Below are 13,946 nucleotides of genomic sequence, written 5' to 3' on the forward strand. Positions count from 1 at the left end.
ACCGGCCAGGGTGCCGCCGCTTAGGTTGCTGCGGAGAGAAAGCGCTTGCTGCTCCCATGGCAGGTGTCGGCGCTGTCCGCCGTTCGTTCGAGGAGTGCTGATCGCGTCCATGTCACCCACCACTCCCTACGACGGGCGCCGCATCCGGGCAGCCGTCATCGGTACCGGCGCCATCGCCCGGGGCTCCCATCTGACCGCGCTCGGCGCACTCGCCGAGCAGGGCGAGGTCGAGGTGGTCGCGGCGGTTGACATCGATGCCAAGGCCGTCGAGGCGTTCTGCGCGGCGGGCGGTGTCCCGCACGGCTATACCGATCTGGACCGCATGCTGCGCGAGCAGCGCCCCGACCTCGTCACCATCTGCACCCCGCCGACCCTGCACCGCGACCAGACGGTCGCCGCGCTGCGCGCCGGGGCCTGGGTGTGGTGCGAGAAGCCGCCGGTGCCCACCCTCGCCGACTTCGACGCCGTGGAGGCGGAGGAGGGCAAGGAAGCCGGCCCGTACGCCTCCATCGTCTTCCAGCACCGCTTCGGCTCCGGCACCCGGCATGTGCGCCGCCTGCTCGACGGACAGGACCTCGGCCGCCCGCTCGTCGCGCACTGCCAGACCACCTGGTACCGCGACACCGCGTACTACGCCGTGCCCTGGCGCGGCCGCTGGGAGACCGAGGGCGGCGGCCCGGCGATGGGCCACGGCATCCACCAGATGGATCTCCTCCTCGACCTCCTCGGCCCGTGGAGCGAGGTGCGCGCCATGGCCGGGCGGCTGGTCCACGACGTACAGACCGAGGACGTCTCCACCGCGCTGGTCCGCTTCGAGAGCGGCGCGCTGGCCACGGTGGTGAACAGCGTGCTGAGCCCCGACGAGGTCAGCCGCATCCGCATCGACTGCGAGCGCGCGACCGTCGAACTCACCCATCTGTACGGTCACAGCAACGAGAACTGGGCCATCACCCCGGCGCCCGGCGTGCCCGACGAGCAGGCCGCCACCTGGCGGGACTTCGGCGCGGACGTGCCCAGTTCGCACACGGAACAGCTGCGCGAGCTGGTCGCCAGCATGCGCGCCGGGGAGCGGCCGCGCAGCAGCGGTGCCGACGGACGTGGCAGCCTGGAACTGATCGCCGCGCTGTACAAGTCGGCGTTCACGGACGTCACGGTGCGGGCGGGCGAGATCGGCCCGGGCGACCCGTTCTACACGGCCATGCACGGGAACGCGCCCGGCTGGGCCCCCGTCGTCAGCGAGGAGGTGCCCGTATGACCGGGCTGCGCATCGTCCACGCGCACGGCGACCGCATCACCGTGACCGACCCGGCCACCGGCGTGGAGCTGCTCGCCTACGTCTACCGGCCGGAGGCGGCCTGGGAGGCCCCCAAGCCGTACATCCACCCGCTGCGGACCCTGGCCGGCGACGTCGTCACCGACTACCGCCCCAACGACCACCGCTGGCACAAGGGCCTGTCCCTGACCGCCTCGCACCTGTCGGGCGCCAACCTGTGGGGCGGCAACTCGTACGTGCACGGCGAGGGCTACCTCGAACTCCCCGAGCGCGTCGGGTCGATGGCGCACGTCGGCTTCGACGAGGTCCGCGCCGACGACGACCGGGTCGTTATCGCCGAACGGCTGACCTGGCACCCGTACAGCGGCGAGCTGTGGGCCGAGGAGCAGCGCCGGATCGAGATCCACGACGTGGACCAGCAGTCCGGATCGTGGGCGCTGACCTGGACGAGCGCCATCACCAACCGGCGTGACGAGCCGCTGGTCTTCGGCAGCCCCACCACCGCCGGGCGCGAACTCGCCGGGTACACCGGCCTGTTCTGGCGCGGCCCGCGCGCCTTCCGCGACGGCCGCATCATCGCGCCGGACGCCGAGGGCCCCGGCCTGCTCGGCGCGCAGGCCCCCTGGCTGGCCCTGTCCGGCGAGCACGACGGCACGGACGGCCACGCCACCCTCGTCTTCGAGCACGCCCCGGAGAACGACCACCTCGGCACCGAAGGCGCCCACCCGGCCCACTGGTTCGTCCGCAACGAGCCGTGGGCCGGCGTGGCCCCCTCCTGGGCCTTCTACGACGAGCTCGAACTCGCCCCCGGCGACACCCTCACCCGCCGCTACCGCGTCGTCGTCGCCGACGGCGCCTGGGAGCGGGAGGAGATCGCCAAGTACCTGGAGGCACACCCGTGGTGACCGCCTTCGAGGGACTGCCCGGCGGGGTCGCCGTCTCGCATCTGTGCGTGTACGACTGGCCCGCCGCCGACGGCGTCTCCGGCGGAACCCCCCATATGCACCTGACCTGTTCGGAGGCGCACGTCGTCACCGGCGGCCGGGGTTCGGTGCAGACCCTCACGACGTCCGGGTACGACGGCACGCCCCTCGTACCCGGCACGGTCGCCCGGTTCACGCCGGGCACCGTCCACCGGCTGGTCAACGAGGACGATCTGCGCATCACCGTCCTGATGCAGAACAGCGGGCTGCCGGAGGCGGGGGACGCGGTGCTCACGCTGCCCCCGGTGCACCTGGCCGACCCGGAGGCGTACGCCGCCGCGACCGTCATCCCCGCGGACGCGCCCGAGGAGGAACGCGAGCGCATCGCCCGGGCCCGCCGCGACCTCGCTCTGGAGGGCTACCGGATGCTGCGGGAGGCTCCCGAGGGGCTGGCCGACTTCCATCGCGCGGCCGCCGCGCTCGTACGGCCGCGACTGGCCGAGTGGCGGGAACGCTGGCGCAACGGTGCGGCGGCCGCCGCCGCGGCGACGGGGGAGCAGCTCGACCGCCTCGAACAGGGCGACCTCTCCCACCTCGCCGACGCCGTCGTACGCGCGGAACAGCCGTCGGAGTACGGCAAGTTCGGGATGTGCGGACGGCTGGACGTCTACCAGGGAGTCTGATCCGGCTGCTCCGTCGCGACACCGTGGGCGGACGCGCCTAGCCTGGAGTCATGGCCACGGTGCAGGTGGGCGGCCTCGAAATCGCCTACGACCGCGTCGGACAGGGGCCGCCACTGGTCCTCGTGCACGGCGCGGCCGTCTACGCGCGCATATGGCAGCCGCAACTATCCGGACTGGCCGATGAGTTCACGGTCGTGGCCTGGGACGAGCCGGGGTCCGGACGGTCCTCGGGCATCCCTCCCGGCTTCGGCCTCGCGGACTACGCCGACTGTCTCGCCGCGCTGATCGAGGGGCTGCGACTCGGTCCGGTCCACGTCGCCGGCCTCTCCTGGGGCGGGACGGTCGTGCTGGAGCTGTACCGCCGCCATCCGTCGCTCGTCAAAACGCTGCTCCTGGCCGACACCTACGCCGGCTGGAAGGGCTCCCTGCCCCCGGAAGAGGTGGCGGCCCGCGTCGAAGGGGTGCAGCGGATGCTCGCCCTGCCCCGGGACCGGTTCGATCCGACACTGCCGGGGCTGTTCGCCGGGGAGCCGCCCGGCGAGCTCGTGCCGCTGCTCGACGCCATGGCGCGGGACGCGCGCCCGGAGACTCTCGGGGCGCAGCTCTCGATCATGGCCGGGACCGATCAGAACGACCTGCTGCCCGGGATCACCGTGCCGACGCTGCTGCTCTGGGGCGAACTGGACGCGCGCTCGCCGTTGAGCGTCGCCCACGCGTTCCGTGCGGCGATCCCGGGCGCCGAACTGGTGGTGCTGCCCGGCGCGGGACATGTCAGCAACCTGGAGCGCCCGCAGGACTTCAACCGGGCGGTTCGCGCGTTCTGCCGCGCGCACAGCTGACCGGCCCGCACGCCCTTACGCCGCCGAAGGCCCCGCGACCGTCCAGCCGGGTGTCTGCGGATGGGCCGTGAGGTCCTCGTGGCGGACCTGCCCGCCGCATGCCGCGCAGGTGACGACCGGGGCCAGTTCGTTGCCGCAGACGTGCTCGACCACCATGGGGCGGTCGCCGTCCCCGCGGAGGTGGCGGTCGCCCCAGGCCATGAGGGTGACCAGGACCGGCTCCAGTTCGAGTCCCGCCGGGGTGGGCCGGTACTCGAAGCGCTGCGGCCGCTCGCTGTAGGCCCTCTTGGTGAGGATGCCGGCGTCGACGAGCCGGCGCAGACGCGTGGCGAGGACGTCGCGCGGGGCGCCGATGTTGCGCACCAGCTGGTCGAAGCGACGGTTGCCGAGGCAGACCTCGCGCAGGACGAGCAGGGAGTACTTCTCGCCGACGAGCGCCAGGGTGTCGGCGATGGAGCAGGGGCGCGGGTCTTTGGTGGCGGCCATGATGCCGATTCTAGGGGGGTTCCGGGAGAGGGTTTGAATTTCCAACCTACAGAGCTATGGTGAGTTTGGATTTCCTACTGACCGGTAGCGCCCGGTTCTCAGTGCCGGTTCTCAGCGCCCGGCTCTCTCGTACTGGAGGCCGTCCATGCGTGACGCAGTCATCGTCGAAGCCGTACGCACCCCGATAGGCAAGGGCAAGCCGAACGGTGCCCTCGCGCACGTCCACCCCGTCGAACTCCTCGCCCACACCCTGCGCACCCTCGTCGAGCGCTCCGGCGTCGACCCGGCCCTCATCGACGATGTCATCGGCGGCACCGTCGACCAGGTCGGCGAACAGGCCATGAACACCACCCGGTACGCCCTCCTGTCGGCGGGCTTCCCGGAGACGGTCCCCGCGACCACCGTGGACCGCCAGTGCGGCTCCTCCCAGCAGGCCGTGCACTTCGCGGCCCAGGGCGTCATCTCCGGCGCCTACGACCTCGTCGTCGCCTGTGGCGTCGAGTCGATGAGCCGGGTGCCGATGTGGTCCAACGTGCCGCCCGGCAAGGACCCCTTCGGCCCCGGCGTCGCCGAGCGCTATCCGGAGGGGCTCGTCCCGCAGGGCATCAGCGCCGAACTCATCGCGGCGAAGTGGTCGATCGCGCGCGAGCAGATGGACGCGTTCGCGGTGTCGTCCCATCTCAAGGCCGCCGAGGCCTGGGAGAAGGGCCTGTTCGACGCGGAGGTCGCGCCGTTGGAGGGTGTGGCGCGCGACGAGTGCGTACGGCCCTCCAGCACGGCGGAGATCCTCGCCGGGCTCAAGCCCGCGTACTACGACCCCGCCTTCGCCGAGCGCTTCCCGCAGATCGAGTGGAACGTCACGGCGGGCAACGCGAGCCCGATCAACGACGGCGCGTCGGCCGTGCTGATCACGTCGAGCGAGACCGCGGCCCGGCTCGGCCTGCGGCCGCTGGCCCGGCTGCACAGTTTCGCCGTCACCGGGTCCGACCCGATGCTCATGCTCACCGGTGTCATTCCGGCCACCGAGAAGGTGCTGCGGAGGGCTTCACTCACCCTGGACGACATCGACCTGTTCGAGGTCAACGAGGCGTTCTCCAGCGTGGTGCTGGCGTGGCGGCAGGAGACCGGGGCGGACCTGGACAAGGTCAATGTGCACGGGGGTGCCATCGCGATCGGGCATCCGCTGGGGGCGAGCGGTACGCGGCTTACGACGACGCTTGTGCATGCCATGCGGGAACGGGGCGCTCGCTATGCCTTGCAGACCATGTGTGAGGCGGGTGGGCTCGCCAACGCCATGGTGCTCGAAGGTGTGTGAGCGGCCGCGGGTCGGTGGGGGCTGGTCGCGCCACGCGGCGGAGCCGCAAATCGATACAGCCCCGCGCCCCTGAAGGGGCGCGTCAGCGCCCCGCGTTCTCAGCGGCCCCGCAGATGATGGCGCTTACGCCACGCCACCGCCGCTCCCACCAGCGCCGGGACCGCGATGGCCGCCATCGCGATCAGGAACGCCGGGGACGTCGGCGTCGACGCACGGGCCCCCGCCACGACGTAGGCGGCGGTGTTCGGGATCGAGCCGAGCGCCGTCGCCAGCAGGAACGGCAGATAGCCCATGCGCGAGACGGCGGCGCAGTAGTTGGCGGCGGCGAACGGGACGCCGGGGAACAGCCGGATCGCCAGCATCGAGCGGAAACCGTGACGGCTGAGCTGGCCGTCCGCGCCCTGCAGCAGGCGACCGCGCAGCAGCGGGCGGAGGGCGCTCTGGCCCAGCACCCGGCCCAGCGTGAAGGCGATGCCGGCGCCGAGCACCGTGCCCGCCAGCGCGGCACCGAGACCCAGCTGCGAGCCGAAGAGCGCGCCTGCGGCCAGGTTCAGCAGCGGACGCGGCACGAACGCCACCGCGCACAGCCCGTACGCCACCGCGTACACCAGGGCGGCCGCGGCCCCGCCGAGCTCCGGTGGCCAGCCGTCGGCCAGCAGCCGCTGTGGCTCCAGGAGCAGCACGGTCGACCCGGCCGCCACAAGGAGCGCGACGAGCAGGGACAACCGCGACCAGGGCGAGAGCAGCACTCTCGAGCAGCGTGCGGCGAGACCGACCGTGACGGGTGCGGCGAGGGCGAGCTCCGTGGCGGCGGCCGGGGGAGGGGCCGTGGCTGTGCCCCCAGAGCGGGTGGTGGCATCGAGCATCCGGTGACACTAACCGACCAATGTGTGTGATCGCCGTATGGTTCGTCTCATGAGCGTCACAGGTGTGGGATCTCCCTCACTGCCGCACAGCACTCTTGCGGACACCGTGCTGGAGCGGCTCACCGCCGTCTACGGCGCCGCGGCCGACCCCGAACGGGCCGAGCCCATGCGCGCGTACATGAAGGACGTCGCCCCCTTCCTCGGCCTCACCACGCCCGTGCGTCGCTCCCTGTCCCGCACCGTCCTGGAGGGCACGCCCCGCCCCGACGCCGCCGACTGCACCGCGATCGCCCTGCGCTGCTGGGAGCTGCCCGAGCGCGAGTACCAGTACTTCGCCGTCGACTATCTGCGCCGCCACGCGCGCGTGCTCCCGTCCGGCTTCCTGCCGGTGGCCCGGCACCTCGTCTCGACAGTCCCCTGGTGGGACACAGTCGACCTGCTCGCCGCGCACGTCGTCGGCGCGATGGTGACCGCCGACCCGAAGCTCACGGCCGACATGGACGCCTGGATCGTGGACGACGACCTGTGGATCGCCCGCACCGCCCTGCTCCACCAACTGCGTTACAAAGAACACACCGACGCCGACCGCCTGTTCACCTACTGCCTGCGCCAGTCCGGGCACCCCGACTTCTTCATCCGCAAGGCGATCGGCTGGGCGCTGCGCGAGTACGCCAAGACCGACCCCGAGGCCGTACGGGCCTTCCTCGCCCGGGAGAAGGGCCGCTTCGCGCCGCTGTCGGTGCGGGAAGCCCTCAAGAGCATCGGCGCCTGACACCCGTAGCTCGAAAAACCATTCGACTCCGGGCGGGGCGTCGGCAATGATCGGCCTCATGTTCCGGCACGCCTTCCTCTTCGCAGCATCCGCAGTCGCGGATGCACCGAAGGCTGCCGTTGAAATCTTCCTGGCCGCTGTCGACGGCGCCCGAAGCTGACCCTCTCCGGATTGTCCGGCGGACCCCGCAGGGGGAGGGTCGGCCAGTTCCCCGGGGTCCCCGTCACCAACGAAGAGGCTTCGAGGAATCGCCATGCCCAAGACGGCATACGTGCGCACCAAACCGCATCTCAACATCGGCACCATGGGCCACGTCGACCACGGCAAGACCACCCTGACCGCCGCCATCACCAAGGTCCTCGCCGACCGCGGCACCGGCACTTTCGTCCCGTTCGACCGCATCGACCGGGCCCCGGAGGAAGCCGCGCGCGGCATCACCATCAACATCGCGCACGTCGAGTACGAGACCGACACCCGGCACTACGCGCACGTGGACATGCCGGGCCACGCCGACTACGTCAAGAACATGGTCACCGGCGCCGCGCAGCTCGACGGGGCGATCCTCGTCGTCTCCGCGCTCGACGGGATCACGCCGCAGACCGCCGAACACGTGCTGCTCGCCCGGCAGGTGGGCGTGGACCACGTGGTCGTCGCCCTGAACAAGGCGGACGCGGCGGACGACGAGCTCGTGGAACTCGTCGAGCTGGAGGTCCGCGACCTGCTCACCACGCACGGGTACGGCGGCGACGCGGTGCCTGTCGTACGGGTCTCCGGGCTCAAGGCGCTCGAGGGCGACCCGCGGTGGACCGCGTCCATCGACGCGCTGCTCGACGCGGTGGACACGTATGTGCCCATGCCGGAGCGGTACTTGGACGCGCCGTTCCTGTTGCCGGTGGAGAACGTGCTCACCATCACCGGCCGCGGGACGGTCGTCACCGGTGCGGTGGAGCGGGGCACGGTCCGGGTGGGCGACCGGGTCGAAGTGCTCGGGGCCGCCGTGGACACGGTGGTCACCGGGGTGGAGACCTTCGGCAAGCCCATGGACGAGGCGCAGGCCGGGGACAACGTGGCGCTGCTGCTGCGGGGCGTTCCCCGGGACGCCGTACGGCGTGGGCATGTGGTGGCCGCGCCGGGCAGCGTGGAGCCGCGACGGCGGTTCTCGGCGCAGGTGTATGTGCTGTCCTCGCGTGAGGGAGGCCGTACGACGCCGGTGTCGACGGGGTATCGGCCGCAGTTCTACATCCGTACGGCGGATGTGGTCGGGGACGTCGACCTGGGTGAGGTGGCGGTCGCCCGGCCCGGGGAGACGGTCAGCATGACCGTCGAGCTGGGGCGGGACGTGCCGCTGGAGCCCGGGCTCGGTTTTGCCATCCGTGAGGGTGGCCGGACCGTCGGTGCGGGGACCGTGACAGCCGTCGTGTGAGGGCGGCTGATGCGTGTGGGGGACTGCGGGGCCGTCGTGGCCGGTCGCGCAGTTCCCCGCGCCCCGTTTGGGGCGCGTCCCCGCTGTCCCTGGACAGAAGGGGCACCGGCACAATGACCGAGTGACCGAGCCGATCCCCGTCGCCCGTGCCGTCGATCACGGGTTCGCCAAGCTCATGCCCGACGTCGACCGTGCGCGGGCCTGGCTGCTCACCGTCGACGGGGCGCCCCAGTCGTACGTCGATCTGGACGAGCCGACGCATCTGGAGTTCGAGTACACCCGTCGCCTCGGGCATGTGCTGGACACCGTCGCGGAGGCGGGGCGGCCCCTGGACGTGCTGCACCTCGGGGGCGGGGCGCTGACGCTGCCGCGCTACCTCGCCGCCACCCGTCCCGGGTCCCGGCAGGACGTCGTGGAGGCCGATCAGGAGCTGTTGCGGTTGGTCGTGGAGCATCTGCCCTTGCCCGACGGGGCCTCGATCGCCCTGCACGGCGCCGACGCGCGGGCGTGGCTGGAGGCGGCCCCGGCCGACTCCGCGGACGTGCTGGTCGCCGATGTCTTCGGAGGCTCGCGGGTGCCCGCGCACCTCACCTCCCTGGGGTACGTCCGGGAGGCCGACCGGGTGCTGCGCGACGGCGGCGTCTATCTGGCCAACCTCGCCGACGCGGCGCCCTTCACCTTCCTGCGGTCCCAACTGGCCACCCTGGGCACGGTGTTCCCGGAGCTCGCGCTGATCGCCGAGCCGGGGGTGCTGCGGGGCCGGCGGTTCGGGAACGCCGTGGTGGTCGCCGCCCGAGAGCCCTTCGACACGGCCGCGCTCGCCCGGCTCACCGCCTCCGACGCCTTCCCCGCCCGTGTCCGGCACGGGGCCGCCCTGCGGGACTTCACCGGCGGTGCGCGGCCCGTGCGGGACGAGGACGCCGTGCCGTCACCCGAGCCCCCCGACGGGGCGTTCGGCATCGGCTGAGTCGACCGCGGCGGACCGCGCCACCGGCTTGCTCCGCCGTCTGAGGTTCCGTACGTCCGGTACGCACAGCACCGCCGCGGTCACCACCACGACCAGCGCCGCGCAGCCCCACAGCGCGTGGGAGCGGCCGAACGCCGACTCCGCCGGACCGGCCAGCGCGGTCGCCAGCGGCACCATCGCGACGGAGCCGAACCAGTCGTAGGCCGAGACCCGGGAGAGCTTGTCCTCCGGAATTTCCTGATGGAGGGCGGTCATCCAGCTCACCCCGAAGACCTCCACCGTCACGCCGGTCAGGAACATCACCGCGCACAGGACCCCGGCCGACGTGGGCACCGCGAGGGCGGCCGAGGGGAGGGCCAGGGGGAAGACACCGAGAGTGCCCCAGAGCAGCAGGCGGCGTGGCTTCCAGCGGGTCATCAGCAGGGCGCCGGCGACCGTGCCCGCGCCGAAGAAGCCCAGGGCCAGGCCCCAGGGGCCCGCCCCGCCCAGATGGTCGCGGGCGACCAGCGGGCCGTAGACCGCGTCGGCGGCGGCCACGACCGCGTTCGCGATCGAGAACTGTACGACGATGCCCCACAGCCACGGCCGGCCGCTGAACTCCCGCCAGCCCTCCCGGAGGTCGGCGAGCAGGCCGCCGCCCGGCGTGCGTGGCGCGATATGGCTCACGTCGAGGAAGGCGCGCAGGGCTCCGGCCGCCGCGAACGCCGCCGCGTCCGCCGCCAGCACCCAGCCCGGGCCGATCGCCGCGACCATCGCGCCGCCCAGCGCGGCCCCGCCGACGGTCGCACCCTGCATCGCCATCCGGAACACCGCGAAGGCCCGGCTCGCCTGCTCGCCGGAGACCGAGGACATCAGCATGCCCTCGGCCGCCGGGCTGAAGAACGCCTGGCCGGTGCCGCCCAGCGCGGTGAGCAGCATCATCTGCCACAGCTGCGGATCCCCGGCGAGGACGAGCACCGCGAAGACGCCCTGCGACACACAGTTGAGGGCGTTCGCCGCGACCATCACGCGGTGCCGGGGGAGCCGGTCCGCGATCGCGCCGCCGATCAGCAGGAACACCACCAGTGGCAGCGTCCGCGCGGCGGCCACCAGTCCCACGTCGCCGCCGTCGCCTCCGGTCTCCAGGACGGCGAACGCGGCGGCGATCAGCGCGCCGTGGCTGCCGAGGCCGGTGACGACCGCCGAGGCGGTCAGCAGGCTGTAGTTGCGGCCGGCCCAGTCGGGTCTGCGGCGGCGTATCGGGGCGTCGGCGGTGGTCACCGGCCGACTATCCCCGGTCCGTACCCGGCTTGCCAAACGCATTCCCGGCCGACGGCATGCCGGTCAGCCCGTGGGTTCGCCGTACAGCCGGACCGTGCGGAGGATCTTCTGGACCGTCGCGTCCGGCACGTCGTCAGCGGTGCCCTTCACCCCGTGGAAGGTCCAGGAGACGAAGTCACCCGCGGAGTTCTTGAACGCGAACGTCGTCGCCTTGCCGTTCGTGTCGCACTTGTCCGTCTTCGGTACGCCCGTCGAGTAGGTCGTGGCGACGCTGCCCTCGATGCCCGAGGCCGTGGTGTAGGCCTTCGCCTTGCCGATGGTGAGGAGCTTCTTGGAGGCGTCCTTCTGGTCGGTGTATCCGCCGAACACCCACCAGGCCGAGTCGTTGCGGGCGACGTCGGCGGTGTTCTTGGCGCCGTTCTGGCCCTTGGTGCCGGCCGTGCCGAGCGCCTTGTCGCCGGTGGTGCCGTCCTTGTCGGAGTCGGAGGTGCACCACTTCTCCTGGACGTACGCCGGCGCGGACATGCCGATGAGGGCCGAGCCGTCGCCCTTCTTCTCGTCCTCGAAGCCGATGAACACGCCGGGCGACTCGACCTGCCAGTCCGCCGGGACGTCGAAGGCGGTGCCCCACTTCGGGTTGACCACGACCTTCCAGCCGTCGACGGTCGCCTTCGCCCCGTCACCGCCCCGCGGATCGTCCCCGGTGTCCGGGCTCGCCGAGGTGGGCACCGGGGTCGTGGCGGTCGGGGTCGGGTCGCCGCCCTCGTCCGCCGTGTCGTCCTTGTCACCGCCGAGGACGAGGAAGCCGGTCACACCGGCGGCCACGACGACGGCCAGGGCGGCCACGATCGCCGTGATCTTCGTACGGTTGCCGCCGCCACCGGGACCTCCGGGCCGCGGCGGCTGGGGCGTGTCCCACTGGGTCTGCTGCCCGTAGGGGTTGGCCTGCTGATAGCCGGGTTGTTGGTACGGATTGGGCTGTTGGTACGGGTTCTGCTCGCCCCCGGGCGGCTGCTGTTCTGGCCACATGGCCGACCACCCTAGGGGGGCGGGGAGGCCGGTGCTCCGCACATCCGCGAAGCGGCGGCCTCCCCGGGGGGCTCAGCCCGTCGGCTCGCCGTGCAGCCGGACCGTGCTCAGGATCTTCGTGATCGTCGCGTCCGGGAGCTCATCGTCGACACCCGTGGCCCCGTACAGGCTGAACGCCACGAAGTCACCGGCGGAGTTCTTGAACCCGAACGTGACCGCCTTGCCGTCGCTCGCGCACTTGCCCTTCTGGGGCGTGTTCTTCGAACGGGCCCAGGCGATGCTGCCCTTGACGCCCGACGTCGTCGTGAACGCCTTGGCCTTCTCGTCGAACGTGAGGCTCTTCTTGTCCGGCTGCGTGTAGCCGCCGTACACCCACCACGCGACCTGGTTGACGGCCACCTGGTCGGTGCTCTTGGCGCCGTTCGCGCCCTTGGTGCCCGCGGTGGCGAGGGCGGTCTCCTCCTTGTCACCGTCCTTGTCGTCGTCGGAGGTGCACCACTGTTCCTTGAGGTACGCCGGCGCCGACATGGTGATGATGGGCTTGTCGCCGGCCTTGGCGTCGTCCTCCTCGAAGCCGATGATCATGCCCGGCGACTCGACCTTCCAGTCCGCCGGGACGTCGAAGGCGGTGCCCCACTTGGGGTTGATGACGACCTTCCAGCCGTCGATCGTCGCCTTCTCCTCCTCGCCGCCGCGCGGGTTGTCGTCCGAGCCGGAGGCCGACGCGGACGGATCGGTCGAGGCGGACTTCGACGGAGGCGCGCTCTGGCCGGTCTGCTTGTCCGAGCCGCCGTCCGCCTCGTCGTCCTTGTCACCGCCGAGGACGAGGAAGCCGGTCACACCGGCGGCCACGACGACGGCCAGAGCAGCCACGATCGCCGTGATCTTCGTACGGCTGCCACCGCCGCCACCGGGACCTCCGGGCTGCGGCGGCTGGGGCGCGTCCCACTGGGTCTGCTGCCCGTAGGGGTTGGCCTGCTGATAGCCGGGTTGTTGGTACGGATTGGGTTGCTGGTACCCCGGCTGCTGGTACGGGTTGTTCTGGTCCTGCGGGTTCTGCTCGCCCCCGGGCGGCTGCTGTCCTGGCCACATGGGCAGTCACCTTAGTGGCGTCCGTGCATCGATTCGGTCACCGCCCCTTGTCAGGGACGTAGCAAGTCAGGACTCCTCGGGCGTGAACACGCGTACCGTGCTCAGGATCTTCTCGACCGTGGCCTGCGGAACCTCCGCGTCGACGCCCGCGGCGCCGAAGAAGGACCACGACGCGAAGTCACCCTTGGCGTTCTTGAAGGCGAAGGTCGTCGCCTTGCCGTCCGTGTCGCACTTGTCCCGCCGCTCGACCCCGGAGGACTCCGACGTGGCGACGCTGCCGGTCAGGCCCGACGCGGTGGTGAAGGAGGTGGCGGCCGCGGTGGTCACCTTCTTCCTGTCCGGCTGGGTGTACATGCCGTAGACCCAGGCCGCGGAGTCGGCGCGGGCGATCTCCTCCGTGCTCCGCGCGCCGTTGTTGCCCCGTGATCCGGCGCTCGCCAACGGGGTGTCGTCGGTCCTGCCGTCCTTGTCGTCGTCCGAGGTGCACCACTGCGCCTTGAGGACGGCGGGGCCCTTCATGGCGACCAGCGGTGTCTCGTCGGGATCGTCGTCCTCCGCGACGTAGGACACCCAGTCCCTCGACTCCAGCGCCCAGTCCGCCGGAACGTCGAAGGCGACGCCGAGGTCCGTGTTCACCACGGCCTTCCAGCCGTCCACGGTCGGCTTCCGGCCGTCGGACGCGGTCGGCGAGGCCGAGGAGCGCGTCGGGTCCGGTGCCGTCTCGTCGTCGCTGCCGCCGCCGAGGAACACGGCGCCGGTCACCAGGGCGGCGACCACAACGGCCGCGGTCGCGGCGAGGGCGACGGTTCTCGTACGCCGGTTCCCGCCGTCCGGCGCGGGCGGCGGTTGCGCGGTGTACGGGTTGGGCTGCTGATATCCCGGCTGCTGATAGGGATTCGCGTCCTGCTGCGGATTCGTTCCGCCCCCCGGCGGTCGCTCTCCTGGCCACATGGGCGGTAAGGATACGACGATCATCACACCGACCTGGTCATTCGAGGCTACTCGTGGGTAACATGCC

The 13,946-nt window shown here is 71.8% G+C and carries 14 protein-coding genes; 8 read left to right on the forward strand and 6 right to left on the reverse strand.

Annotation, left to right across the window (positions count from 1 at the left end):
• Nucleotides 1-109 precede the first annotated feature (109 nt).
• Genes QF037_RS39165 through QF037_RS39180 form a run of 4 tightly spaced genes read left to right on the forward strand, consistent with a single transcriptional unit; the run spans nucleotide 110 to nucleotide 3,718 of the window.
• Nucleotides 110-1,255, forward strand: coding sequence for a Gfo/Idh/MocA family protein (locus tag QF037_RS39165; protein WP_307033589.1), 1,146 nt, complete (start codon nucleotides 110-112; stop codon nucleotides 1,253-1,255).
• A complete protein-coding gene (locus tag QF037_RS39170; RefSeq protein ID WP_307033591.1) occupies nucleotides 1,252-2,178 on the forward strand; it encodes a DUF6807 domain-containing protein in 927 nt (308 codons plus the stop codon). The genes QF037_RS39165 and QF037_RS39170 overlap by 4 nt, the downstream gene beginning before the upstream one ends.
• A complete protein-coding gene (locus tag QF037_RS39175) occupies nucleotides 2,172-2,879 on the forward strand; it encodes a cupin (RefSeq protein ID WP_307033592.1) in 708 nt (235 codons plus the stop codon). Before QF037_RS39170 ends, QF037_RS39175 begins: the two co-directional genes overlap by 7 nt.
• A 50-nt stretch (nucleotides 2,880-2,929) precedes the next feature.
• Nucleotides 2,930-3,718 (forward strand): alpha/beta fold hydrolase, encoded by a 789-nt coding sequence (locus QF037_RS39180; protein WP_307033595.1) that lies wholly within the window; start codon nucleotides 2,930-2,932, stop codon nucleotides 3,716-3,718.
• A gap of 15 nt (nucleotides 3,719-3,733) precedes the next feature.
• Here the strand turns inward: QF037_RS39180 and QF037_RS39185 are convergent, their stop codons facing one another.
• Nucleotides 3,734-4,204, reverse strand: a complete 471-nt coding sequence (locus tag QF037_RS39185; RefSeq protein ID WP_307033596.1) for a winged helix-turn-helix transcriptional regulator — start codon at nucleotides 4,202-4,204, stop codon at nucleotides 3,734-3,736.
• Nucleotides 4,205-4,349: 145 nt separating this feature from the next.
• Between QF037_RS39185 and QF037_RS39190 the strand changes: the two genes are divergently transcribed.
• A complete protein-coding gene (locus QF037_RS39190; RefSeq protein WP_307033598.1) occupies nucleotides 4,350-5,519 on the forward strand; it encodes a thiolase family protein in 1,170 nt (389 codons plus the stop codon).
• Nucleotides 5,520-5,617: 98 nt separating this feature from the next.
• Here the strand turns inward: QF037_RS39190 and QF037_RS39195 are convergent, their stop codons facing one another.
• Nucleotides 5,618-6,385, reverse strand: a complete 768-nt coding sequence (locus QF037_RS39195) for a TVP38/TMEM64 family protein (protein WP_307033600.1) — start codon at nucleotides 6,383-6,385, stop codon at nucleotides 5,618-5,620.
• 49 nt (nucleotides 6,386-6,434) lie between these two features.
• Here QF037_RS39195 and QF037_RS39200 point away from each other — a divergent pair, with 49 nt between their 5' ends.
• From QF037_RS39200 to QF037_RS39210, 3 genes are all read left to right on the forward strand, one after another.
• Nucleotides 6,435-7,157, forward strand: a complete 723-nt coding sequence (locus tag QF037_RS39200) for a DNA alkylation repair protein (RefSeq protein WP_307033601.1) — start codon at nucleotides 6,435-6,437, stop codon at nucleotides 7,155-7,157.
• 253 nt (nucleotides 7,158-7,410) lie between these two features.
• Complete coding sequence (gene tuf / locus QF037_RS39205) at nucleotides 7,411-8,580, forward strand: elongation factor Tu (protein WP_307033603.1); 1,170 nt, start codon at nucleotides 7,411-7,413, stop codon at nucleotides 8,578-8,580.
• Nucleotides 8,581-8,701: 121 nt separating this feature from the next.
• Nucleotides 8,702-9,547, forward strand: a complete 846-nt coding sequence (locus QF037_RS39210; protein WP_307033606.1) for a spermidine synthase — start codon at nucleotides 8,702-8,704, stop codon at nucleotides 9,545-9,547.
• Here the strand turns inward: QF037_RS39210 and QF037_RS39215 are convergent.
• From QF037_RS39215 to QF037_RS39230, 4 genes are all read right to left on the reverse strand, one after another.
• Nucleotides 9,509-10,849, reverse strand: a complete 1,341-nt coding sequence (locus tag QF037_RS39215; RefSeq protein ID WP_307033608.1) for an MFS transporter — start codon at nucleotides 10,847-10,849, stop codon at nucleotides 9,509-9,511. The two genes, QF037_RS39210 and QF037_RS39215, sit on opposite strands and share 39 nt — an antisense overlap.
• Nucleotides 10,850-10,870: 21 nt before the next feature.
• A complete protein-coding gene (locus tag QF037_RS39220) occupies nucleotides 10,871-11,836 on the reverse strand; it encodes a hypothetical protein (RefSeq protein ID WP_307033610.1) in 966 nt (321 codons plus the stop codon).
• A 72-nt stretch (nucleotides 11,837-11,908) separates the two neighbouring features.
• Nucleotides 11,909-12,928, reverse strand: coding sequence for a hypothetical protein (locus QF037_RS39225; protein ID WP_307033611.1), 1,020 nt, complete (start codon nucleotides 12,926-12,928; stop codon nucleotides 11,909-11,911).
• 66 nt (nucleotides 12,929-12,994) lie between these two features.
• Nucleotides 12,995-13,879, reverse strand: a complete 885-nt coding sequence (locus QF037_RS39230; protein ID WP_307033613.1) for a hypothetical protein — start codon at nucleotides 13,877-13,879, stop codon at nucleotides 12,995-12,997.
• Between the last annotated feature and the right edge of the window lie 67 nt (nucleotides 13,880-13,946).

The sequence above is a fragment of the Streptomyces canus genome (genome assembly GCF_030815415.1).
Lineage (GTDB): Bacteria > Actinomycetota > Actinomycetes > Streptomycetales > Streptomycetaceae > Streptomyces > Streptomyces canus_F.